Annotated in this window: 20 protein-coding genes; 8 read left to right on the forward strand and 12 right to left on the reverse strand. The window is 44.1% G+C overall.

Annotated elements, in window-relative coordinates; all coding sequences use genetic code 11:
- Window positions 1-26 precede the first annotated feature (26 nt).
- Window positions 27-2,963 (forward strand): ATP-binding protein, encoded by a 2,937-nt coding sequence (locus O3605_RS08565; protein WP_371585894.1) that lies wholly within the window; start codon window positions 27-29, stop codon window positions 2,961-2,963.
- Between the two features lie 146 nt (window positions 2,964-3,109).
- Here O3605_RS08565 and hutG read toward each other — a convergent pair whose 3' ends face one another.
- The 8 genes from hutG to hutU all read right to left on the reverse strand — a co-directional run bounded on the left by hutG (window position 3,110) and on the right by hutU (window position 13,263).
- On the reverse strand, window positions 3,110-4,102 hold the full coding sequence (gene hutG / locus O3605_RS08570; RefSeq protein ID WP_003005508.1) for a formimidoylglutamase: 993 nt from the start codon (window positions 4,100-4,102) through the stop codon (window positions 3,110-3,112).
- Between the two features lie 84 nt (window positions 4,103-4,186).
- The gene (gene hutH, locus O3605_RS08575) at window positions 4,187-5,728 is read right to left on the reverse strand and encodes a histidine ammonia-lyase (protein ID WP_342977409.1); all 1,542 of its coding nucleotides are present in this window, start codon (window positions 5,726-5,728) and stop codon (window positions 4,187-4,189) included.
- 232 nt (window positions 5,729-5,960) lie between these two features.
- The gene (locus O3605_RS08580) at window positions 5,961-7,289 is read right to left on the reverse strand and encodes an APC family permease (RefSeq protein ID WP_371585897.1); all 1,329 of its coding nucleotides are present in this window, start codon (window positions 7,287-7,289) and stop codon (window positions 5,961-5,963) included.
- Between the two features lie 21 nt (window positions 7,290-7,310).
- Window positions 7,311-7,889, reverse strand: a complete 579-nt coding sequence (locus O3605_RS08585; RefSeq protein ID WP_371585899.1) for a HutD/Ves family protein — start codon at window positions 7,887-7,889, stop codon at window positions 7,311-7,313.
- A 15-nt stretch (window positions 7,890-7,904) separates the two neighbouring features.
- A complete protein-coding gene (locus O3605_RS08590) occupies window positions 7,905-9,578 on the reverse strand; it encodes a formate--tetrahydrofolate ligase (protein ID WP_315377439.1) in 1,674 nt (557 codons plus the stop codon).
- Window positions 9,579-9,609: 31 nt separating this feature from the next.
- Window positions 9,610-10,239, reverse strand: coding sequence for a cyclodeaminase/cyclohydrolase family protein (locus O3605_RS08595; protein ID WP_371585901.1), 630 nt, complete (start codon window positions 10,237-10,239; stop codon window positions 9,610-9,612).
- Between the two features lie 11 nt (window positions 10,240-10,250).
- Entirely contained in the window at window positions 10,251-11,150 is a 900-nt protein-coding gene (ftcD, locus tag O3605_RS08600) for a glutamate formimidoyltransferase (RefSeq protein WP_371585903.1), read from the reverse strand.
- Window positions 11,151-11,232: 82 nt separating this feature from the next.
- Complete coding sequence (hutU, locus tag O3605_RS08605; protein ID WP_371585905.1) at window positions 11,233-13,263, reverse strand: urocanate hydratase; 2,031 nt, start codon at window positions 13,261-13,263, stop codon at window positions 11,233-11,235.
- A gap of 199 nt (window positions 13,264-13,462) precedes the next feature.
- Here hutU and hutI point away from each other — a divergent pair, with 199 nt between their 5' ends.
- From hutI to O3605_RS08620, 3 genes are all read left to right on the forward strand, one after another.
- Window positions 13,463-14,710: an imidazolonepropionase gene (gene hutI / locus O3605_RS08610; protein ID WP_371585907.1), complete on the forward strand. Its 1,248-nt coding sequence runs from the start codon at window positions 13,463-13,465 to the stop codon at window positions 14,708-14,710.
- A 291-nt stretch (window positions 14,711-15,001) separates the two neighbouring features.
- The gene (locus O3605_RS08615; protein ID WP_371585909.1) at window positions 15,002-17,386 is read left to right on the forward strand and encodes a phosphoketolase family protein; all 2,385 of its coding nucleotides are present in this window, start codon (window positions 15,002-15,004) and stop codon (window positions 17,384-17,386) included.
- 517 nt (window positions 17,387-17,903) lie between these two features.
- Entirely contained in the window at window positions 17,904-20,006 is a 2,103-nt protein-coding gene (locus O3605_RS08620; protein ID WP_371585911.1) for a surface-anchored 5'-nucleotidase, read from the forward strand.
- 66 nt (window positions 20,007-20,072) lie between these two features.
- Here O3605_RS08620 and O3605_RS08625 read toward each other — a convergent pair whose 3' ends face one another.
- The 3 genes from O3605_RS08625 to O3605_RS08635 are packed head-to-tail and all read right to left on the reverse strand — an operon-like array spanning window position 20,073 to window position 22,402.
- A complete protein-coding gene (locus O3605_RS08625) occupies window positions 20,073-20,480 on the reverse strand; it encodes a hypothetical protein (protein WP_371585913.1) in 408 nt (135 codons plus the stop codon).
- Window positions 20,461-21,363 (reverse strand): phosphodiester glycosidase family protein, encoded by a 903-nt coding sequence (locus O3605_RS08630; RefSeq protein WP_371585915.1) that lies wholly within the window; start codon window positions 21,361-21,363, stop codon window positions 20,461-20,463. Before O3605_RS08630 ends, O3605_RS08625 begins: the two co-directional genes overlap by 20 nt.
- Entirely contained in the window at window positions 21,350-22,402 is a 1,053-nt protein-coding gene (locus O3605_RS08635; protein WP_371585917.1) for a GtrA family protein, read from the reverse strand. Before O3605_RS08635 ends, O3605_RS08630 begins: the two co-directional genes overlap by 14 nt.
- Window positions 22,403-22,705: 303 nt before the next feature.
- On the opposite strand from O3605_RS08635, the gene rpsF reads away from it, so the two are divergent.
- The 4 genes from rpsF (at window position 22,706) to O3605_RS08655 (ending at window position 24,424) form a co-directional block, all read left to right on the forward strand.
- Window positions 22,706-22,996 carry a 30S ribosomal protein S6 gene (rpsF, locus tag O3605_RS08640; protein ID WP_003005040.1) on the forward strand — a complete coding sequence of 97 codons (291 nt, stop codon included), beginning with the start codon at window positions 22,706-22,708 and terminating at the stop codon, window positions 22,994-22,996.
- A 20-nt stretch (window positions 22,997-23,016) separates the two neighbouring features.
- Entirely contained in the window at window positions 23,017-23,514 is a 498-nt protein-coding gene (locus O3605_RS08645) for a single-stranded DNA-binding protein (protein WP_049515946.1), read from the forward strand.
- A 41-nt stretch (window positions 23,515-23,555) separates the two neighbouring features.
- A complete protein-coding gene (gene rpsR / locus O3605_RS08650; protein WP_000068664.1) occupies window positions 23,556-23,795 on the forward strand; it encodes a 30S ribosomal protein S18 in 240 nt (79 codons plus the stop codon).
- A gap of 107 nt (window positions 23,796-23,902) precedes the next feature.
- Window positions 23,903-24,424: a GNAT family N-acetyltransferase gene (locus O3605_RS08655; protein ID WP_315377429.1), complete on the forward strand. Its 522-nt coding sequence runs from the start codon at window positions 23,903-23,905 to the stop codon at window positions 24,422-24,424.
- Between the two features lie 34 nt (window positions 24,425-24,458).
- Here the strand turns inward: O3605_RS08655 and O3605_RS08660 are convergent, their stop codons facing one another.
- Window positions 24,459-25,136, reverse strand: coding sequence for a DUF1129 domain-containing protein (locus O3605_RS08660; protein WP_371585921.1), 678 nt, complete (start codon window positions 25,134-25,136; stop codon window positions 24,459-24,461).
- Between the last annotated feature and the right edge of the window lie 23 nt (window positions 25,137-25,159).

Raw genomic sequence — 25,159 nt, forward strand, 5'->3', positions numbered from 1 at the left:
ATATGAAGTTTTTGGAGGCGCTTGCAATGAAGAAAGAGCTTAAGCTGAAATTATTTGGACCCCCTAAGGTTGTTTTTAATCAGAAAGATATTCGTTTTTCTTTCTCGAAGATGGAGGCCTTACTTTATTATTTAGCAGTTATGGGCCAGGTCAACCGTGATGAAATCGCCGGTATTCTTTGGGGAGCTAAGGAAAACCAAGTAGCCCGCAAAAACTTACGGAATACGGTTTACCAAGCCAATAAAATCTTTGAGGGAGATATCATTGTCTCTCCAAGCCGGAGCAGTTTGGCTCTTAATCCTGATTTGAGTCTTTCTTTGGATGTCCAGCTCTTTGAAAGAGATCCACTAAGTGCCTTGGATCTTTATCGGGGAGACTTTTTAGAGGGCTTCTATGTCAAGGATGATGAAGACTTTGATCAGTGGGCTTCTCGCAAACGGGATGCTTATAGGAAGCTCTACGTCGAAAGCTGCTATCAAAAAATTAAAAAGGTCGGTTTCGGAGATCCTAGTATAGAACTCTTGCTCCATCATTTGGTAGAGCTGGATGAATTTGAAGAGAAAAACTACCAGCTCTTGATGGAGTATTATAGTTTCCATCACCAGCTAGGAAAATTTTTCGAGACCTATTATAAACTTGTCGATTTATTGGATCGCGAGCTCAGTGTGCGTCCCAGTCGAGCGATTGAGGAACTTTATCACTCCGTTTTGGAAGCCAAACGAACTCATAAACTGACGAATCGCTTGAATATCCGTGAACTTTCCTTTTTTGGCCGCAAACAAGAACTCTCACAACTCGAGGAATACCTTTCCTTAGTCGAGACGGGTGAAGCAGTAGGTCCTTTTCTCGTGATGGGGCAATCTGGTACAGGTAAGAAACGTCTGTTACGACAGTTGGTCTTGATGACCAATCGCAGTTTTAACTTTATCAAGGTTGAAGGAAAAGCTACTAGTCAACGCTACGAAGGAAGTATTTGGAATGATCTCAAACAGGCTCTAGAGAAACTGGGAGATGAGATGGGGATTCCATTTCTGGAAGGGGAGGATGATCTCATTTCAGTGTGGAATCAGCTTCAAGGCCTTAGCAAAGAAAAACCGCTCCTGATTCTTCTTGAAAATGCCCAGTGGATCGATGTAGTGTCTCTAGAAAAAGTGAAACAACTAGAAGAGCGAAGAAATCAGGAGAAATGGCAACTAATTTTTACAGCGGAAGAGCCCCTACCAGATTTCTTCGTCAACTTCTTGGGGGGCTTGAAGGTAGAGAAACGCTTGTCTCAACTAGAGTTGACCAATTTTGAACCAAGTGAAAGTCGTGCTCTCTTGAAAGGGGAACTGGGAGCTATAGAGCCGGCCGTGATAGAGCAGATGGTCGAATGGAGTGAAGGCAGTCCGTTCTTCCTGTCCAGCTATATCGAAGAGTGGAAAGAAAATGAAAATTTAGAGCCCTTGCCGGATATCATCCAAGCTTATCTTTCTCAGGAACTTGGAGATATGAGCAGTGAGGAAGAGGCCCTTCTTCACTACTTATCTTGTTTTCATAAGCCAATCTCCCTGTCTATCTTGGCGGAATTAACGGCTACAGAGCTTCCTGTTTTGACAGAATTAGTTGAGCCATTATCTGAAAGAGCGATCGTCTCAATCGTAGAAGAAGGGGAGGATCTCTTGGTTCAATTTTGCAAGCAATTGGTAGCCATGTACTTTTACCATCTCCTCTCGCCAGCTAGACGGCGCCTCTTTCACCAACAAATTGCGCAAAAATTGGAAGAAACCTTAGAAGATTCGACGGACCTTCTCTTTTATAAGGAAATTGCCTACCAATACAAACAATCGCAAAATCCCTTGCGCTCCTTATCGTTTGAGTTGACCTACTTAGAAGAAATCCTTCAGCTGGAGCATGAACTGTTTCCGATTTATTCCAAGGCAGATGAGGGGCTCCTATCAGATGGTACAAATAGCCATTTGGACATTTTGGGAGAGCTATCCCGCCTACGCCAAGAATTAGATAACCTATTTTCAAGGCACCAAAGAGATAAAGAATACAAGTATTTGCAACTGCGTTACTTGTACCTAGAAGGCCGCTATTTTATTCGAAGTGGGGAGTATCAAAAGGGGATTCATGATATCCAAAAAGTCATCTCCTATGCGCGGGAACTCAAACAGTCAGACTTCCTCTTAGAGGGTTATCGGCAAATCATTTATTATTGCATTCAAACAGAAAATATTTCTGAGATGGCCTATTATACAGATTTGGCTCTGGAAGATGCCATCCAAGCCAACAATCATGAGGTCATCGCGATCCAGTTGCGCTTGAAAGGCTTGTATCATCTGATGGTTGGGGATGAGGAGCAGGCGACCCGGCATCTGTATCGCTCCATTGATTGCTTTAGTTTGACCAATAGTATGCAGACCAAGTATGCCATTCAAATTGCGGCTTCTTTGGCCTACCTCGCTGAAATAGAGCAAATTAGGGGCCATTTCCAAGTAGCCGTCACCCACTTAGAAGAGGTCTTGCGTTTGGTGGGAGATCAAGCGGTTGATTCTGTCCGTGTCGTATTTGATATTGATCTGGGCATCGCCTATTATTGGAAGGGAGATTTGGTTCAAGCACGCCTCTGTTTTGACAGAGCCCAGAAGATTTTATCCAGTGTTCGTTTCCCTTGGAAGGAAGAATTGCTCGAATTTTATCAATCCTTAATCGCCTGCCAGCAAGGGGATCAAGAGAAACTTGCGGATTATCTGGCTCGAAAAGAAAGGACGATGAATCCATCTGCTAATTCACGGGATAAGGGGATGGTTCATTATCTATTAGCTTTCTTAGCTAATCAAAAGGAGAAGGGAGAAGAGCTCGATCCTACCCTAAGTACCTTCTTGAAAGAAGAAAAAAATTACTATAAGAAAGTGGCAGAGCAACACTTGAATCCCTACAGAGATCGTCAGTTCCTTAAGAAATTAAAAGACATGTAGGGTGCCTAAAAATAGGAAAAGGATAAGTGGTCAGGCCTCCTTTCGGATCTTTGTCGGAAAGGCTACTGCGTCTGATAATGAAGAAAAAGCATAGAAATACCCTAGCAATGAGTGTTTCTATGCTTTTTTCGTGACTCGAAATGTTCTTAGTTCAGTTTTTGTTGCGCCAATATTTGGGTTAAGTAAAAGATAAAGGTCGCAGCAAGATTTGAAGTGTGGTTGTCAATGTCATGAGGAGGTGAAACTTCTACGACATCAAATCCGATTAGCTTACCACTAGCGGCAATGTGTTGGAGAAGCATGAGGGCTAGTTTGGGATCGACTCCAAGTGATTGGATGGCACTAACACCAGGGGCAGAACCGACCGCAAAGCAATCCATATCAATAGAAAGATAGACCGCGGTTTGGTTTTCTAAAAATTGATCGATTCGATCCAGAATGGCTTGGTGACTCATCTGGAAGAGATCTTGGCCAGTTAAGAAATCAATGCTTGGTGTTTTAGCGACATAATTAAAGAGGAAGAGGTTGTTATTGTGCTCTTGGATCCCAAGGATGAGGTAAGGGAAGTCCTGACCTTTTTCTTTGGCGTGATCAGCCATTTGACGAAATCCCGTTCCAGAATTGGGACCGGTTTGGTCGTAAGGACGCAGATCAAAGTGGGCATCCAGATTGATCACAGCCAGTTGTTCATCCTTTTTCAAGCTCGATTGGATCCCTAGGTAGTGGCCGTAAGCAGTTCCGTGACCGCCTCCTAGGACGATGGGTTGGATTCCTAATTGGTACATGCGCTGGATCGCTTGTGAGAGACTTTCTTGGAGTTCTTCTAGCGAATGGTTGGGCCCGTCGATATTTCCCACATCATACACTGTTACATTGGTTCCCCAGTGCCATGGAAGTTTGGCAATTTGAGAACGGATGGCTGTAGGACCTTCGACCGCGCCTACGCGCCCATTGTTGATATAGACTCCTTTGTCGCTCTTAAAGCCGATGATCCCAAAGGTCATCCCCTCAAATGGAGTGAGGGTCTCATCATTTAGGTCTAAAAATTTGGTGACCATTCCCCATTTGGCAGTGTAGGGATTGTCCTCGATGCTACCTTGGTAGTAGCTATAGGTCATTGGATAGTAGTTTGTGAGCAAGGTCGTTGCCTCCCTTATATTTTTTGAAAGCATGCAGAGGCTGAGAAAATCGCCAGCCTCTGTTTTTGTTATATCTTTACTGTATCAGTATTGAATGCTTAAGTCAACTACTTTTTCGATAGTTGCTAAGAATTCTTCACTTTCGACAACAGCAGATGCCTTATTGAGTTCTTCAAAGATTTCGATGTCTTTGTCAAATTCAATGAAGGAAACCTTGTTGCGGATCAGGTCATAGGCAGGTTTTGTACCTTTACCAAGTTCATGATTTTCTGGTTTGAGATCCAAGGCTTGGCAGGCTGCCATGATTTCAGTAGCAACGATGCGACGGGAGTTCTTAAGAATTTCAGCCGCTTTACGAGCTGCTGTTGTTCCCATGCTGACGAAGTCTTCTTGGTTTTCACAAGATGGGATAGAATCGACGCTAGCTGGGTGAGACAAGATTTTGTTTTCAGATGCAAGGGATGCACACGCATACTGGGTAATCATGAAGCCTGAGTTGAGTCCAGGGTGTTTAACCAAGAAGGATGGTAATTTACTAAGCTGGCTGTTGACCAAGCGTTCCACCCGACGTTCAGATACGTTTCCGATTTCAGAAAGGGCGATCCCTAGGAAGTCAAATGGTTGTGCCATTGGTTCTCCGTGGAAGTTCCCGCCGGAGATGACGTGGCCTTCTTTAGTAATAATTGGATTATCTGTCACAGAGTTGATTTCGATTTCAACTTTTTCTTTTACATAAGCAATAGAATCCTTGCTAGCTCCATGGATTTGAGGGATACAACGGAGTGTGTAAGGGTCTTGGACCCGTTGTTGGGTTGCTACCGTTGTGTTCTTGCTTCCTTCAAGGAGGTTGCGGATATTGCGAGCGGTTGCCAATTGTCCACTTTGAGGACGGATGGTATGAAGGTCTTCTTCAAATGGACTGGTAATCCCATTGTGGACTTCCATTGAGAGAGCACCGGCAATGTCAGACAGTTTAAGCAATTGAATACCGTCGTAGGTTGCAAGAGCTCCGATACCGGTTAGAACGGTTGTACCATTGATTAAGGCAAGCCCTTCTTTGGCAGCCAATTGGATTTTTTCAATACCAGCTTGGTCGAGAGCTTCTTGACCGCTTAAGAGTTGCCCCTTGTAGTAGGCCTGTCCAAGTCCCAACATTGGTAAAACCATGTGAGATAGAGGAGCGAGGTCTCCAGAAGCTCCGAGAGAGCCTTTTTCAGGAATATAAGGAGTGACTCCTTTATTAAGTAATTCTAACAGCTTTTCAACAGTTGACAAACGAATGCCAGAATAGCCTTTCAAGAGCGAGTTGATACGGATCAGCATGATGGCACGAACGGCATCTTCAGGAAGTGGATCACCGAAGCCAGATGAGTGTGTTCGGATCAAGTTTTCTTGCAGTTGAACTGTATCTTCTGGAGAAATGCTGACATTACAGAGGGAACCAAAGCCAGTGGTCACACCATAGACAACTCGTTTTTCACGGACGATATCATCGACAATTTTACGGGATGCGACGACAGCTTCTTTTGCTTGTTCGTCAAGCTCACATTGGGCACCATGGCGAGCGACAGCGATGACGTCTTCGAGTGTTAAGCTATTACCGTCTAAATGAATCAATTGAGTCATATAAAACCTCCGATTATGAATAATTGTTCTGTGGAAGTAGATGTGTTTACTTCAGTTTGAATACCAAACATGAGCCCATTGTCTATTGATCTTAAGAAGTTTGAGAAGAGTCTTAGAGAAAAGGGCTCAGGTTTGATATTCGTAGAGTCCTAGATGGGCTAGGGAGCAAAACCGAGCTTCGCTCCCGTCTACGTTCCCATCTAGTGTATTAAGAAAATGAGTGAAGAATGCTTTATGATTTACCTAGTTTATCTCCGTGGAAAACGAAATAAAGTCCACTAGCGATCACTAGACCGATAGCTCCCCATGCAAAGTTCATTAGATTGTCCCCTGCAATCATCAAGATACTGATCACAACAGCTAAAATTGGGATAACAGGACCAAATGGCACTCGGAAGGTAACCTTTTTGTCTGGATACATTTTTCTGAGTTTGAGTGCTGCCAAAGCAGTTGGAATGTATTGGAAGAAACGGAAGACTACGCTGAAGGTTGCTAATGATTCGAAAGAGCCAGATAACAAGAGTAAGAAAGCGAAGATACCAGAAATGATAATGGCAATGACAGGAGCATTCTTAGAGTTTGTTTTTCCAAGGCCCTCTGGCAAGAGTTTTTCAGTTGCTAATGCGGCACCAAAACGAGGGACCATGATGGATTCACCAATGTTTAGACCGGCAATTGAAATGAGGGCTCCGTAAGAAACGAGTGGAGCTCCGATAGGGCCAATCATTTCGACAAATGCGTCTTGTACCGGTGCACCGGTTTGCATAATGCGACCACCAAGCATGGCGATTGTTCCAGCGATGATCAACATGTAGAGAACAGATACAATACTGATAGAACCTAGAATAGCGCGGGGAACGTTCTTTTCAGGGTTGCGCATTTCCCCTGCAACGATAGACATGGTTTCAAATCCGATGAAACCGTAGAAGATGTAGACGGCTGTACTAGAAATAGAACTGAAGAGACTTGTTCCACTTTCCAATTGAAGGAAAGGTGTGAAGTTGCCCTTGCTTACCCCGCCAGAAATGAAGAAGATGGCAAAGAGCGAGAAGAGGACAATTGGAATTAATTTTGCAACAGTAGCTGTCAGAGTGAACATCTTAGAGGTTTTCAGACCGGCGATGTTCATCAGACTCAAGAGAATCAGCATACCGATACTGATCGGAAGGTTGTAGCCTTCAAATGCTGGGAAGGTAATGATGAAGATCTTAGCAAAGCCGGCTAACATGGCAGCCCAGGCGATAACTGTAACGGCCCAACCGAGAATCCCAACGTTAAAGCCAACGAAGTCTCCGAAAGCGGCTTTTGAGTATTGCATGGCTCCACCGTTTTTATCGAAGTAGCCAGCCGTTTCAGCCAGACAGGCTGATAGTAGCATGACGAGAACGGCTACTCCGAACATGACAGCTAGAGAGGCTGGTCCGAGGCCAGAATATATTTTTTGAGGGAGGAGGAAGATGCCAGATCCGATTACGGCGTTGATACCGTATAGAGTGGCACCACTAAAGCTGAATTTAGCTTTTTCTTGTTCCTCAATCGACTGTTTATGTGCTCCGTTCATAATGTTTCTCCTTTGTGAACATTATTGTAGTCCAGTCCAGATAGCAATCGGTTGCTCCCCAGACTGATGGGGTAAAAACGTGATTGTCATCTCTTGAAGAGGAGATGGTTGTTCGATCACCAGGAGCTCGTGAGTTTGGAGGATTTGAGAATGATTTGTTCCCCATTTTAGTGTTAGCGGACAGAGAGCATAGATCAATTGATAGCGACTCTGACTTTTGACACTCTCTTTTGGGGATACAGCACTCATATGCCCCTGATAAGAAGGTTTGTAGATCAAATTAAAGTCTTGACAAGTCCCTTGGCTAGATACAGGATCTCCCCCATCAAAGAAGTAGCTTTGAAAGGGGTTCAAAACCACTTCTTTCTGTTGATGGTTGAGTCGAATGGAGGCATTCAAGGGCATCAAGATTCGGTGGTAGCCAGTGAGATCGGTAAAGTTACTTTTTTCAACCTCTACCGTTGCAGTGGAGAGGCGGAAGTCAAAAGTCCGATCTGGATAACTTCCTCCCTCTGGGGAGAGAAAGAGTTGGGTGGTTTGGCCACCGGACCAGGTAGAAATTTGATAATCTGCGGGGGTAAGATGAAGGATAGTCACCATAGGACGCCTTCTTTCTTAAAAGAGACCAGTGATATTGCCGTGGGCATCGATATCAATCTTTTCACTGGCAGGTACTTTTGGTAGACCAGGCATGGTCATGATGGTACCCGTGAGAGCTACAATGAAGCCAGCTCCGGCAGCTACCTTGAGATTGCTGATGTTAACAGTAAAATCTTTTGGTGCTCCCATTTTCTTGGCATCATCTGAGAAGGAGTATTGCGTTTTGGCCATACAGATTGGGTAGTTTGAGAAGCCAAGAGCTTCCAATTCTTTAAGTTCGCGTTTGGCTGCTGGTGTTAAGCTAATTCCTTTACCACCATAGACTTTTGTAACAATCTTGGTCAATTTCGTTTCGATGCTGTCTTCTTGGTCATAGACATAAGAGAAGTGGTTTTCTTCTTGAGCCAGTTGAATGACTTTTTCAGCTAGGTCGCGTCCACCAGCACCACCATGTGCCCAGACATCTGAAATAACCACATCTACATTGCGTTTCTTACAAGATTCATAGACAGCTTCTAGCTCTGCCTCTGTATCCAGTGGGAATTTGTTAATGGCAACGACCACAGGTAGGCCATAGACTTCTTGGATGTTGGCCAAGTGTTTGTCTAGGTTTGGCAGACCATCGATAACGGCTTGGACATTTTCAGTAGCCAAGTCCGCTTTGGCAACTCCACCATGCATCTTGAGGGCTCGGATGGTTGCGACGAGGACTACGGCAGAAGGTTTGAGTCCGGCAATGCGGCACTTGATATCAATGAATTTTTCAGCACCTAAGTCTGCTCCAAAACCAGCTTCTGTCACAACATAGTCTGCATATTTGAGAGCTAGTTTAGTAGCCAGCACACTGTTACAGCCATGAGCAATATTGGCAAATGGTCCGCCGTGGATGATAGCAGGAGTATGTTCTAAGGTTTGTACCAAGTTTGGATGGATGGCATCTTTGAGGACGGCTGCCATAGCACCTCCAGCCTTGAGGTCTTTAGCTGTGACTGGTTGTCCTTGGTAGTTGTACCCAATAATGATGCGATCGAGGCGTTCTTTGAGGTCAAGGATATTTTCTGAGAGACAGAGAATAGCCATGATTTCAGAAGCCACTGTGATGTCAAAGCCATCTTCACGAGGAACCCCGTTTGTTTTTCCTTGAAGGCCATCGACAATATGGCGGAGTTGACGGTCGTTCATGTCGACCACCCGTTTCCAGGTAATCCGACGAGAATCGATGCCCAACTCATTTCCATGGTGAATGTGGTTGTCAATCAAAGCTGCAAGCAGGTTATTGGCAATCCCAATGGCATGGAAGTCTCCGGTAAAGTGAAGGTTGATATCTTCCATTGGAACCACTTGGGCGTATCCACCACCGGCAGCTCCACCCTTGATCCCAAAGACAGGGCCAAGAGAAGGTTCGCGCAGAGCAATGACGGCTTTTTCACCAATAGCTGAGAGGGCATCGACTAAGCCGACAGAGGTGGTTGTCTTTCCTTCTCCAGCAGGTGTCGGAGAGATGGCTGTCACGAGGATCAGCTTTCCATCTTCCTTATCCTTGAGTTGTTCCAGTTGGTTGCTATCAATTTTGGCCTTGTATTTTCCGTAGAGCGAAATGTCATCTTCGGTCAATCCAAGTTCAGCAGCGATATCGGTAATGGGCTTCATTTGGACAGAATTGGCAATTTCAATATCCGATAAAACCATAGAATCCCTTCTTTCTTTTTGTTTGTTAGGTTTATGATAGACTTTCTAAAATGGTTTGGTAAATGTTGTCTGCAAGATCAGAGCCTGCTTGGAGGAGTTCGAGACCCTTGCCGTGGTATTCTTGGACAAAGTCTTGGTCCTTGATTCCTGAAATGTTGATCAGGACGTTGAGCCAAGCCCCTTGAAGGCCAGCTTTAAGGTTGAGAGCAGCCACCCCTAGGTCACTCGCCGCATTGGTGTTGGACTTGCCAACAGCTTCTTTGGTGGTTTCAAGCGCCTCAACGATGAGCTCCATCATAGAGAAAGGAGATACTGTCGCATGTTTCAAAGCTTTTTGCATGGCCTCGCGACGAGCGGCTTTCTCTTCTTCCGTTTCTTTTGGAAGATCAAAGACAGCTGATACGACATTGAAAGCTTCTGTATCCTTGTCAATAGCTTCTAGTAACTGGTCTTGGAGGTGAGCGCTTTTTTCGTGAATCCCTTTGATGTGGTCTTCAAATTCTGCGTATTTTTTCTTTCCAATGGTCAGTTCACAGACCATTTTTGTAAGGGAAATCCCATTCGCAGCGGATAGGGCAGCAGCAGAACCACCACCTGGAGCTGGAGCATCTGAACCAAGGACCTTGGCAAACTCTGTAATACTTAAGTCAACTAGTTTCATAGATCCCCTTTCTAACCCAACAAGTGATTTTCCAAGACTTGTTTGCTGTAGTCAAAGTCTTCTAATTGCAAGTAGTATTCAGCTGAGTCGATCAAAGCTTTAGCAGGAGCAAGTCCGATGAGTTCTGTTCCGATGATTCGAACCCCGTAGCGTTGTGCTTCGAAACGAACGGTTTCAACGACACGATACAATGGGAATTGTTCCAAGTTGACCATGTTGATAGAGACTTGGGCGATGTTACGATCTTCTAGCATGACACCGATCGCTTTACAGTATTTGTATCCACCGCTTGATCCACGAATGATTTTAGAAATTTTATTGGCAATATCTAGGTCGTCTGTGTCAAGGTTAATATTGAACGCAACGAGTGGCATACGGACACCAACGGCTGTAACCCCTGCAGTTGGGTGAATCTTGCGTTCGCCGTAGTCTGGCTTCCAGTCTTCTTCCAACAATTTTTCTGGCATTCCTTCAAATTGTCCTTTGCGCACTTTAGCCAAGTTTTTCCGTTCTGGACGAGTTGCGGCATCTTCGTAAAGGAAGATTGGAATACTTAATTCGCGATTGATGCGTTCGGCCACTTTATTAGCGATTTCAACGCATTCAGCCGTAGTGATATCTTTGACCGGAACGAATGGACAAACGTCTGTTGCCCCCATCCGAGGGTGTTCGCCTTCGTGCTTGGTCATATCGATATTTTCAGATGCATATTTCACTAATTGGAAAGCTACTTCTTGAATGCTTTCTTCATCCCCAACGAGTGTAAAGACGCTGCGGTTATGACTGGCATCAGACGAGTAGTCTAATAATGTGACCCCTGGGATGCTTTTTGCTGTGGCTACCAATCCGTCGATCACAGCCTGATTGCGTCCTTCAGAAAAGTTCGGAATACACTCAACAATTTTTGCCATATAATTACCTCTTTTTATAGGAGAAGTGGGGAGGAGAAGTCTTTGTTTTTTCCTCCCCTTTCTCAGTTTTTATTTTTTTATATTAAAACAATTTTTGAACAGCTTCTTTGACCAAATCTTCGTCTGTAAGATAAGGAATAGTGATGTGGTCTGTTCCTGCATGGAGACGGTTGTATTCGATCGCTGTTTCAATAGCATGATCGTTCCGTGCCCAGTTCCGACGAGCAACCCCGCCCATGGTATCCCATGAAATAGCAGATTTGATAATTTCGTCGATCCGGTGGCTACCGTCTAGTACGAGACCAAATCCCCCGTTGATGGCTTTACCGATACCAGTACCACCACCATTGTGGAGAGCCACGAGACTCATACCGCGGGCAGCGTTACCAGCGTAACATTGAACCGCCATATCACAAGTAACGTTTGATCCATCTTTGATGTTTGATGTTTCACGGAATGGAGCATCTGTACCAGATACGTCGTGGTGGTCACGTCCGATCATGACCGGTCCAATCTTGCCTTGGCGAATGAGTTCATTGAATTTCAAAGCAATGTTGACACGACCCATACAATCTTGATAGAGGATACGAGCTTGGGTACCAACCACCAATTGGTTCTTCTCAGCATCGCGAATCCAGTTGTAGTTATCGCGGTCTTGGTAGCGACGAGTTGGATCGATCGCTTCCATAGCTGCATGGTCAGTTGCAATCAAGTCTTCGTGTTTACCGCTGAGGCAGACCCAACGGAATGGACCATAACCATAGTCAAAGAGCATAGGTCCCATGATATCTTCTACATAAGATGGCCAAATGAAGCCGTCCTTATCATCCAAACCATTCTTAGAAATTTCCTTAATGCCTGAGTCGTAAACAGATTTCATGAAGGCATTACCGTAGTCGAAGAAGTAGGTGCCTTTAGCCGTTAAATCTTTAATCACTGCGAAGTGACGAGCCAAGGTTTCATCGACCAAACGATGGAAGGTTTCTTTGTCTTCTGCCAGCAAACGTGTCCGTTCTTCAAAGCTGATACCAACTGGGCAATAGCCACCATCATAGACGTTGTGGCAAGAGGTTTGGTCAGACAAGAGATGAACGTGAACTTGGTGTTCATTGACATATTCAAGCAAGTCTACGATATTACCATGGTAGGCAATAGAAGTTGATTCACCAGCTTCCAGTGCTGCTTGAGCCAATTTCACAGCTTCTTCGGCACTGTCGGTCACTTGGCTAATCCAGCCTTGAGAGTGGCGCGTTTCGATCCGAGAGCGGTCGACTTCAGCGACAATGGCAACAGCTTTTGCAATTTCAGCTGCTTTCCCTTGAGCACCGCTCATCCCACCGAGACCAGATGAAATGAAGAGTTTACCAGTCAAGTCGCCATCATCAGCCACACCGAGTTTAAGACGTCCAGCATTAAGAAGGGTGTTGAAGGTACCGTGAACGATCCCTTGAGGGCCGATGTACATCCAGCCACCCGCCGTCATCTGACCGTAGTTGGTAACGCCCATCTCTTCAGCGATTTCCCAGTCGTGCATGTTGTCATATTCACCGATCAAGAGACCGTTAGTAATGACGACGCGAGGAGCTTCTGGTTTCGATTTAAAGAGGCCAAGAGGGTGACCAGATTCAACGACCAAGGTTTGGTCTTCTGTCATCACTTCCAAGTATTTCTTGATCAAGTTGTATTGCATCCAGTTAGCACAGACAGATCCTGTTTCTCCATAAGTAACCAATTCATAAGGATAAAGGGCAATTTCAAAGCTCAAGTTGTTGTCAATCATGACTTGCATAGCCTTAGCAGCAGTGCATTTTCCTTTGTACTCATCAATTGGTTTTCCATAGATGCGATCTTTTGGACGGAAGCGATAGCCATAGATTCGACCGCGAGTTTTTAGTTCTTCTAGGAATTCTGGGATCAACTCTTGGTGGAATTTTTTAGGGATGTAACGCAGAGCGTTTTTAAGGGCAATTTCGGTCTGAGCCTGCGTTAAGCGGAAGCCTCTATCCGGTGCACGACGAATGCCTTCTTGAAAAGTCGCCTTTTCAGGTAGGACATCAAAGTCAAGTTTGACAGACATAGCAGCTGCAATTTCTTTCTCGTCTATAAATGACATAGCAGAACCCTCCTTATAGTTGGACTGTGAATTTGTATTTTCTTTATTGTATCTAAGAAACGTCAATAAAGAGTCAAAAAAAAATATAATTTTTAATAAAGCAAAAAAAAATGAGGGGAAAACTTTTTGACTTTTTTTTGACGCTTTTTCTGTAGAATTGTAAAATGAATAACGATGGAAATAGAAAGGAATGTTTCATATGTCAGCTGATATCCTATTAACCCACTTTAACCAATTGTTTTGTCCAAATGATCTGGGTCATCCTCTCTATGGTAAGGAGATGGCAGAGGCAAAAATTCTTTCAGATGCTTATATCGCCATTAAAGATGGAAAGATTCTTGCAGTTGGGACAGGGCAACCAGCCCCAGAACTGATCGATGACCATACAGAAGTAAAATCCTGTGAAGGAAAAGTTGCGACCCCTGGCCTGATTGATTGCCACACCCACTTAGTCTATGGAGGCAGTCGGGAGCATGAATTTGCTAAAAAATTAGCAGGTGTTTCTTACTTAGACATCCTCGCCCAAGGCGGAGGGATTCTAAGCACCGTTCGGGCGACACGGGAAGCTTCCTTTGACACCCTCTATGACAAGTCCAAACGACTGTTGGACTACATGTTGCGCCATGGGGTGACAACCGTTGAAGCGAAAAGCGGTTATGGTTTGGATTGGGAAACTGAAAAACGCCAGTTGGATGTTGTCGCTGCACTGGATCGGGATCATCAAATAGACTTGGTATCTACCTTTATGGCAGCCCATGCGATTCCTACAGAGTACAAGGGCCGTTCCCAAGAATATTTAGATCTCATTGTGGAACAAATGCTTCCAAAAGTGAAAGAAGGACAGTTAGCTGAGTTCTGTGATATCTTCTGTGAAAAAGGGGTCTTTACAGCAGAAGAATCTCGCTATCTTCTTTCGAAAGCTAAGGAAATGGGCTTCAAGTTACGGATCCATGCGGATGAAATTGAGTCTATTGGAGGTGTTGACGTAGCGGCTGAATTGCAATCCACCAGCGCAGAACACCTGATGGTCATTACCGATGAGGGCATTCAAAAATTAGCAAAAGCAAAAGTCATTGGAAATCTTTTGCCTGCAACAACCTTTAGCCTCATGGAAGATACTTATGCACCGGCTCGTAAGATGTTGGATGCTGGCATGGCCATTACCCTAACAACGGACAGCAATCCAGGATCTTGTCCAACAGCCAATCTTCAGTTTGCCATGCATCTGGGTTGCTTCATGATGCGCCTAACTCCAGTGGAAATTCTCAATGCAGTGACCATCAATGCAGCCTACTCAGTAGATCGTGCCAAAACGATCGGTTCTTTCGATGCTGGCAAGCAGGCTGACATTACCATCTTTGATGCGCCAAATCTAGACTATCTCTTCTATTTCTTTGCGACCAATCTAGTGACAGATGTTTACAAGAAAGGTCAAAAAGTCATTTAAACTACTCCATTTCAGTCGAGACCTTGCTGGTTTGTAAAAATCAGCAGGGTCTTTTTTCTATCAGATCTCCACAGTAAATGGGAACGCTTTATCGGATAATAAAAATTTGATCATCAAAGAATATTTTTCTTACTTTCTAATGTACAAAAATAGAAATTCTTGATAGAATAGAAGTAATATTGAATATTTTCTTCAATATCATCTGTTTGATCTTGAAAACAGAGTGTTTAAATTATTCATCAAACGAACAGGTTGTTCAACAGACCTGTCTAGAAATTGTGAGGAGACAAGATGACTGTCGATTATAACAGCAAAGCTTACTTGGATAAAGTAGACGCTTGGTGGCGTGCAGCCAACTACATTTCAGCTGCTCAAATGTACTTAAAAGATAACCCATTGTTGAAGCGTGAAGTCGTTGAAAATGACTTGAAGGCTCACCCAATCGGGCACTGGGGAACTGTACCAGGGCAAAACTTTATCTATGCTCACTTGAACCGTACCATCAACAAATACGACTTGGATATGTTCTACATTGAAGGACCAGGTCACGGTGGACAAGTAATGGTATCTAACTCTTACTTAGATGGTTCATATACTGAATTGAATCCAACTATCCCTCAAAACGAAGAAGGTTTCAAACACTTGTGTAAGATCTTCTCATTCCCAGGAGGGATCGCTTCTCACGCGGCGCCTGAAACACCAGGATCTATCCATGAAGGGGGAGAACTTGGCTATGCCCTTTCTCACGCTGCAGGTGCTGTATTGGATAATCCAGATGTGATTGCTGCAACAGTGATCGGTGACGGTGAAGGAGAAACAGGTCCATTGATGGCAGGATGGTTGTCAAATACCTTCTTGAACCCAGTCAACGATGGTGCTGTTCTTCCAATCTTCTACCTCAACGGAGGGAAAATCCACAACCCAACGATCTTCGAACGCAAAACAGACGAAGAATTGGCCCTCTTCTTTGAAGGTCTTGGTTGGAAACCAATCTTTGCAAACGTAACCGCTATTTCTGATGACCACGAAGCTGCTCACGCTTTGTTTGCAGAGAAATTGGACGAAGCGATTGAAGAAATCAAGAAAGTCCAAGCAGAAGCCCGTAAAGGTTCTGCAGAAGAAGCAACTCAACCAGTATACCCTGTCTTGATTGCTCGTATTCCTAAAGGTTGGACTGGACCAAAAGCTTGGGAAGGAACACCAATCGAGGGTGGCTTCCGTGCTCACCAAGTTCCAATCCCAGTAGATGCTCACCACATGGAGCATGTGGATGCCCTTCTTTCATGGTTGGAATCTTACCGTCCAGCTGAGTTGTTTGACGAAACTGGTAAATTACTTCCTGAAATTGCTGAGATCGCACCAAAAGGTGACCGTCGCATGGCGATGAACCCAATCACAAATGCTGGTGTGATCAAACCAATGAACACAGCTGATTGGAAGAAACATGCCTTCAAGATTGAAAGACCAGGTGCTATCATGGCGCAAGATATGATCGAATTTGGTAAGTATGCAGCAGACTTGGTGGATGCGAACCCAGACAACTTCCGTATCTTTGGACCAGATGAAACCAAATCAAACCGTCTTCAAGAAGTTTTCACACGTACAAGTCGTCAATGGTTAGGACGTATGAAACCAGACTACGATGAAGCTTTGAGCCCTGCTGGACGTGTGATTGACTCTCAATTGTCAGAGCACCAAGCAGAAGGAATGCTCGAAGGATATGTCTTGACAGGTCGTCATGGATTCTTCGCATCTTACGAATCCTTCCTTCGTGTCGTAGACTCTATGATTACTCAACACTTCAAATGGTTGCGTAAATCTAAGACTCACACGAAATGGCGTAAAAACTACCCTGCCTTGAACTTGATTGCGACTTCAACAGTCTTCCAACAAGACCACAATGGTTACACTCACCAAGATCCAGGTATCTTGACTCACTTAGCTGAGAAAACTCCTGAATACATCCGTGAGTACTTGCCAGCAGATACCAATACGTTGCTTGCAGTGATGGACCAAGCCTTCAAGGCAGAAGATGTGATCAACTTGATCGTTTCTTCTAAACACCCGCGTCCTCAATTCTACTCAGCTGATGAAGCAGAAGAATTGGTTCGTGAAGGATACAAGGTGATCGATTGGGCATCAACTGTTTCAGCAGATGAAGAGCCAGATCTAGTCATTGCAGCAGCAGGTACAGAGCCAAACTTAGAGGCACTTGCAGCCGTAACGATTCTTCACAAAGCCTTCCCAGAATTGAAGATCCGCTTTGTTAACGTTGTAGACATCTTGAAATTGCGTCACCCATCAGTCGACGCGCGTGGACTTTCAGATGAAGAGTTCGACAAGGTCTTCACTGCTGACAAACCTGTGATCTTTGCCTTCCATGGTTACGAAGGCATGATCCGTGACATCTTCTTCAACCGTCACAATCACAACTTGCGTGTGCATGGTTACCGTGAAAACGGAGATATCACAACACCATTCGATATGCGTGTTATGTCTGAGTTGGACCGCTTCCACTTGGCACAAGATGCTGCTAATGCAGCTCTTGGAGAAGTAGCAAGCGACTTTGTAGCTCAAATGGATGAAACAGTAGCCTTCCACAACGCCTATATCCGTGAAAATGGAGATGACATTCCAGAAGTTCAAAACTGGAAATGGGAAAACGTAAATAAATAATAGAAAGAGCCGGAGTAATCCGGCTTTTTAGATTTAAGACAAAGTCATATTAAAAACTTTCCTTAGGTGAGTACGGACGTCAGCGAACTTCTTCGAAGTTCCATGACTAATTATTGAGCCTAGGGTCTCAATAATTCCGAGTGCCTGAAACGTTATTGTTTCAGGCACTTTTCTCACAGCGGAAAGTTTCGGCATTTTTTGGAATCGATTTAAAAATTGGAACTCATTTTTATTTCTTTGCAGAACAACTTTACTTATTTTACTTTAAAATAGTTTGTCTACATTCTAAATAGCCGGAGTAATCCGGCTTTTTTGTGATTTGAATGCAGTAGAGAATAAAAATACGGGGAGAGATGTTCGGGAATCAAGCGTTTTCTAGAGAAAGATGGAAGAGTTTTCAAAGAAATATTGAAGAAAAACCGAAAAAATAGTAAAATGGAAGAGCTGATTGCAGCAAATCAACTTTTTGTTTTCTCCTCTTTGGAGAAGTGTCCGACATTAGAAAATGGAGTATTTAATGAAGAAAAAAGTTATCTTGAAAAGCAGTATCCTAGCGGTTGCTGCAGGTCTTAGTGTTTTTGCGATCAATAGCGTTTTCGCAGATGAATTGCCAGTGCAGTTCATGGGAGTCAATGACTTCCACGGTGCCTTGGAACAAACGGGGACAGCTCGTTTAGAAGGCGAAACTGTGAAAAACGCAGGAACAGCCCCACTTTTGGCAACCTATTTGAACGATTCGCAAAAAGACTTTGAAACGGAGAATGCCGGAACGCCAAATGCCAGCATCCGTGTGCAAGCTGGAGATATGGTCGGAGCTAGTCCAGCCAATTCTGCCCTCCTTCAAGATGAACCAACTGTAAAAGTCTTCAACGAAATGAACTTTGAATACGGAACCCTTGGTAATCACGAGTTTGACGAAGGACTTGGTGAATTCAACCGGATCATGAAGGGAGAAGCCCCAACACCTGGTCAATTCAATAAGATCGTCGATGAGTATCCTCATGAAGCTTCCAAACAAGAAGTCGTGATTGCCAACTTGGTCGACAAGGATACTAACAAAATCCCATTTGACTGGAAGCCTTATACCATCAAAGAAATCCCAGTCAATGATAAGACTGTTAAAGTCGGATTTATCGGGGTTGTTACGACAGAATTCCCAAATCTTGTTTTGCGTAAAAATCATGAACAATACCGCGTTTTGGATGAAGCAGAATCGATTGCCAAATATGCGCGTGAATTAAATGACCAAGGCGTTCATGCTATCGCTGTCTTGGCCCACGTTGCTGCCACTAGTAAGAATGGTGTAGCAGAAGGCCCAGCTGCAGACATGATCAAAAAATTAAACCAAATCTATCCTGAAAACTCAGTGGATATCGTCTTTGCAGGTCACAACCACCAATATACAAATGGAATGGTCGGAAATACCTTGATTGTGCAAGGAACTTCTCAAGGAAAGGCCTACTCTGATGTCCGCGGAGTCCTAGATACAGATACAGCTGACTTTGTCAAAGCTCCAACTGCTAAAATTATTGCGGTAGATCCATCGAAAGGCAAAGCAAAAGATGCCAAGGTTCAAGCGATCATCAATGAAGCCAACATGACTGTTAAAAAGGTAACAGAAGCGAAAATTGGTTCAGCAGAAAAAGCAGAAAATATCACTCGTGAATTGAATGAGCAAAAAGAAAGTGCTGTTGGGGATCTGGTCACAGCAGCGCAACTAGATATTGCCAAAAAATCAGGTTATCCAGACGTAGACTTTGCCTTCACCAATAATGGGGGAATTCGTGCAGACCTTGTGGTGAAACCAGATGGAACTGTAACCTGGGGTGCAGCTCAAGCCGTGCAACCATTTGGAAATATTCTTCAAGTAGTCGAAATTACTGGAGAACAAATCTATAAAGCTTTGGACCAACAGTATGATGAGAAAGAACTCTACTTCTTGCAAATGGCAGGGATCAAGTACACCTATACTAAACCAGCCGATGCGACGGAAGAAAATCCTTATAAGGTCGTGAAAGTCTACAAGGCAGATGGCACAGAAATTGATCGTACCAAGACCTACAAAGCGATTATCAACGACTTCTTGTATGGTGGTGGAGATGGCTTCTCAGTCTTCCGTGATACAAAATTGATCGGAGCTATTAATCCGGATACAGAAGTCTTTATCCAATACATCGAAGATGTGAATAAGGCAGGGAAGAAGTTATCTGCTTCAATCTTGGGTAACAAGACATTTGTGGAAAAAGTGGAAGAAGAAAAACCAACTCCAGAACCTCAACCACAACCACAACCGGAACCACAGCCATCGCCAGTTGATCCAGTAAGTCCTGTAAATCCAGTCCATCCTGTAGCTCCAGTGACTCCTACTACCCCAACACCTCAACCTGAAAACCCAGTAACTCCAGTTCAACCAGCTGCAAGCGAAACAAAAGAAGTGGCAAGTGTCAAACCAGTCGCTGTCACTTATCATACGGGTGGCCAAGCAGAAGTAGCTGCTACACCAGCAACGGGTCTTCCAAAAACAGGTCAAGAAGAATTGGCTTCCACAGTCCTTAGCCTCTTTGGCATGACCTCACTAGCTTTAGCAGGCTTTGTAGTCAGCAAAAAACGTGAAGGTTAAGTCCTTCATACGTTAACTTACCCTAAAAAACGTCCGTTCTTTTAAGAAGCGGACGTTTTTCATGTCTTAGGCTGTTTTCTTTATCCAGACACTGCGAACAAAGAAGAGGCTGATCAGAGCCAGTGCTAGAAAGGCAACTCCAAGGTAATAATAGAGTTGATCCATTGTAGTAGATCGACCAGAGAGGTTGACAATCCCTCGGTAGAGGGCTCCTGCTGTGATCGTAGCCACTCCAGAATTCCAAAGATTGAGACTCAGGCGAGAGAAGCCTTTCACCATCAACTGTAGAAGCACTAGTAGGGCGCCACCGATCAAAGGAATCAAGAAGAGGTAGTGCATGAAGGCAGAGGTCTCGCCAAAACTAAAGTGTTCATAGATGCGACTTCCAACGAAGAAGAAAGCTGAAATAAGAGGATACCAGAGAATCGTTTTTTTCAACCGTTGTTTAATAGGATTAGTAACCGATGTAGACAATGTCGCTCACCGCCCTTTCTGAAATAGTACCATTTGTAGTTGGTTTGTTCATAACTTGGCCATTGAAATAAAGGGTAGAAGATCCACCACCATCCAAGTTGTAGGCTGTTTTAACGCCATAAGACTTCATCACTTCGGCTAATTGGTAGAGAGACAGTCCTTCACTTTCTGAAGTCCGTCCATCTGATACGACGATAATGTAGTGGTTTTCATCGATGATCCCAATCGCTGTACGTGGGTTGGATGCCATGGATTTTCCAACTTCTGAGTTCGTATCGACCGTAATCTCACCATTTTCAACCAAGGAAGGACCGAAGGCAAGGAGATTGACGACCCCGTCTTTGACCAATTGATCCGCAGAGATATCATCTTCATAGATAATTTTGAAGGATCCATCCTTATAAATCGCCAGGTCCCCATTACTTGAATCTTCCCGAACGGTATCGCGGTAGACCACTCCATTTCGGATGACGTATCCTGTGCTGTTAGCCCCGTAATAGTCACCGTTCACTGCTAGAATAGCACTGTTGTTGGCGGCCGTGACGGAGGTCTTAGCCGTTACATTTGTCCCGTAGGTGTTTTGTGCAAAGGCTGTTTTGAGATAATCTGCCGAGCTGACTGTGATATCTGCGATGTAAACCTGGGTATTTTCAACTGTTTTTTCTGTTAAAGTCACCTGGATATTGTCATCTGAATAGCTGGTATCGGTCGTTGTAGCTGAAGCAGCTGCTTTTTTGGCTGCCTTAGTGTCCGTAGTCGTAGCTTTTACGGTTTGGATGGCATCGGATAAGACAAAGGTCTTGAGTATCGAGTAGCTAAAACTGCTGGTCAATAGAAGGCCAAAGCAGGCAGCATAGGTATAGGATTTTTTAAAGAATTTCATGGTGGGGAGCTGTCCTTTCTTTGAAGATTACTTTTTTCTGGATCACCCATGAGACCAGAAAGAGGAGGAAGCCAACGACAATTTTACTGATCAGGAGATTGAGCCCGAAAGCAGTATAGAAGAGTCGAATCAAGAGCGTATCGAGAATAAAGAGGCCGAGGGCTAGACCAAAGTAGCCACTTCCTGTTTTAGCGACGCTGTCTTTATTCTTAAAGACCAGGTGCTTGTTAGTCGAGTAGTTAAAAATGGAACTCGTCACACGAGCGATCCCGTTCGCTAGGAGAATGCGAAGACTAATGGGCACGGCCATCATCACGAAAAGGAAGAAAGCGTAGACCAGATAGTCAACGATAAAACTACTCAGAGAGGAGAGGGCAAACTTAAACATGTCCTTGTAGATCATGAGGCCATCTCGGATAGGTCGGAAGTGGGAACCTTCATTGTCATTGATGTAGACCGTTTCAATCGGAACTTCTAGGATGGGGAAGGACTTGCTTGCTGCAAGGAGAACATTCATCTCATATTCATAACGCTGTCCGTCAACCTCAAGCATGAAAGGCAAGAGATTCGTAGTAAAAGCCCGTAAACCTGTTTGGGTATCGCTGATTGCCACTCCGGTTTGTTGTTTGAAGAGGAAACGGGTCAATTTGTTTCCAAAAGCAGATCGAAAAGGAACTTGGCCAGAAAAGGCGCGTGCCCCTAAAATAAGTGCTCCAGGATGTTCTTGAGATTGGTTAACAACCCTGAAAATATCCCAAATTTTGTGCTGACCGTCTGCATCAGCTGTAACAATGCTTCCATAGGTACCTCTTTCTAGGATGTAGGCATAAGCAGTCTTGAGAGATTGCCCTTTTCCTTGGTTGTGCTCGTGGGTCAGGACTGTCGCAAGACCATCCAATTTATCAAAAATCACTTTCTTGTCGGCGTCACTTCCATCGTCGACGACGATGATGTGGAGATCACTCTTAGCGTGAACCAGGCGAACCAATTTGACAAGATTCAGATCCGGTTGATAGGCGGGGATGATAAGATAATTCATAATCGTTCCTCGTTTCTTGAGATTTGTTGTAGCTAGTATAAAGACTCAAGCTTAAAGCTAACTGATATCAGTTTTCTTTAAGGAAAAGGGACAGGAAAGGAGTATCTTTCCTTCTATTAATTGCCATTTTTAAGGGGAAGTTTCCCTTCAATATCATAGGGTGTGTAAAAAATGATGTTTCAAATCCTAAAGATAATCCTTGCCTTTGTTCGAAAAGTCTGGTATAATAGTTTCTTGTGAGTAAACCTCACTTACCCCTTGCAAAGACTTGGGGTCATTAGTCCAAAAGGAGGAACATTATCAATGGCTAAATACGAAATTCTTTATATTATTCGTCCAAACATTGAAGAAGAAGCTAAAAACGCTTTGGTAGCACGTTTCGATTCTATCTTGACTGACAACGGTGCAACTGTTGTTGAATCAAAAGATTGGGAAAAACGTCGTCTTGCATACGAAATCCAAGATTTCCGTGAAGGACTTTACCACATCGTAAACGTTGAAGCGAACGACGCTGTAGCTCTTAACGAGTTCGACCGTCTTTCAAAAATCAACGGTGACATTCTTCGTCACATGATCGTAAAAGTTGACGCGTAAGAAATCATCAGAGGTGACTTATGATTAACAATGTTGTACTTGTCGGTCGTATGACCCGTGATGCTGAACTTCGTTACACTCCAAGCAATCAAGCAGTTGCTACTTTCAGCCTAGCTGTCAACCGCAACTTCAAGAGTCAGAATGGAGAGCGCGAAGCCGATTTCATCAACTGTGTGATCTGGCGTCAGCAAGCAGAAAACTTAGCCAACTGGGCTAAGAAAGGTGCTTTGATTGGGATTACCGGTCGCATTCAAACACGTAATTACGAAAACCAGCAAGGTCAACGTGTTTATGTCACTGAAGTCGTAGCAGACAGCTTCCAACTATTGGAAAGCCGTGCAGCACGCGAAGGGCATGCAGCTGGTGGCTATTCATCAGGCAACGGTGGTTTTGCTGGAAATGCAGCCCCAAGCTTTGGTGGATCTGAACCAAGCAATGCAGCGCCAAACTTTGGTCGTGAAGAAAACCCATTTGGAGCTAATCCAATGGATATCTCAGACGACGATCTTCCATTCTAAGAATGGGTTTAACGAATTAAAACTATAAAGGAGAATTAAACATGGCTCAACAACGTCGTGGCGGATTCAAACGCCGTAAAAAAGTTGATTACATCGCAGCAAACAAAATCGAATATGTCGATTACAAAGATACTGAGCTTCTTAGCCGTTTCGTTTCAGAACGTGGGAAAATCCTTCCTCGTCGTGTAACTGGAACTTCAGCGAAGAACCAACGTAAAGTAACAACAGCTATCAAACGCGCTCGCGTAATGGCTTTGATGCCTTTCGTAAACGAAGATTAAAAAAAAGACCCGGGTGGGTCTTTTTTTCAGGTCCGGTGGACCTCTTTGACCTTTCCCTAGCTCTAATCGTGTTATAATGTGGGAAGAAATGTATCAAGGAGAGAACTATGAAGGAAGGTGTAATCATCAGGAGGATGATAAAGGCAGATATTGAGCACATCTCTCAAGCCTTTATCCACCAAGGGTGGCCGGGTAGAGAGGATATCTTGACTAGCTATTTTCAGGAGCAGGAGAATAGAGAGAGGGACGTATTAGTAGCTGAGTCGGATGGATTTGTGGCAGGCTATATCACTATATTGCCTGCTGCCAAGCACGGCCCTTTCGTGGGAGTCTATCCTGAACTAACTGATTTTAATGTTTTTGAGCCATTTAGAAGTCGAGGAATTGGGAATCAACTCTTAGAAGAGGCGGAAAAAAGAGTCCGGCTACTATCAGAGATTGTTACTTTAGGGGTTGGTTTACACTCGGGTTATGGCCCAGCTCAAAGACTGTATGTTAAACGAGGCTATATCCCAGATGGATCTGGAATTTGGTTTAGGGATCGCCCCTTGGCCCCTTACAGTTCTTGTGAAAACAATGATGATTTAGTCCTCTATTTTTCAAAAAGGTTGAACAAGGAAATACAGTAAAACAAAAACGGATGAAAACTTCATCCGTTTCTTTTTAGCGTCGAGTTGCAGGTGCTGTGCTCGAACTTTTAATATTAAAGCGTTTCTTGAGGTAGAAGCGAAGGACAAGCGCTAGAGCTCCTAAAACGATGGCAAAAACATCTGGAATAGTTGGGTTGAGGACTTGTGGAAGTAAGGAGGTAAAGGACAAGACGATGACCCAAAGGAACATGACTCCGACAAGAATCGGCATGGATTTCCAAAGAGAGGGACGCTCACTGCGATTTTTTGTGCCATCCATATACTGATAGAAGAAGTAGTACATGAGATACAAGAGCAGAGCCCCTGTCAAACTTCCAAGGATCAAGGTGATCAACCCATAGCCAGTACGACGCGGTGCGACCAAGTTCATAAAGGCGCTAATCGCAGCAAAGACACCAAAGATAAAGAGGAAGGAATCCAAAATCATAAGAGAGGGAGCATCGTTTAATTTCGGATGCTCTTTTTCATAGCGTTCTTTCTCGCTGAAAGAATTCGCCCAAACAGTTGGAGCTCCAAAAAGAGTCCGTGCCGGAATCCCTTTTCCTTGGTTTTCATGGATAGCTGGAAGGATTTCTTGGATGAGGCTTTCTGCTTCTTCCTCTGATTTCCCGTTTTCAAGCAATTGGTGTTTGGCGATGCGGATAAATTCTTGGTTTTTCTTGCTGAGTTGATTCAAATCAAATTGAGACATAAATACTCCTTAGTGTTAGTAGT

Origin of the sequence: Streptococcus sp. 27098_8_99 (assembly GCF_041431935.1) — a bacterium.
Classification (GTDB): domain Bacteria; phylum Bacillota; class Bacilli; order Lactobacillales; family Streptococcaceae; genus Streptococcus; species Streptococcus parasanguinis_D.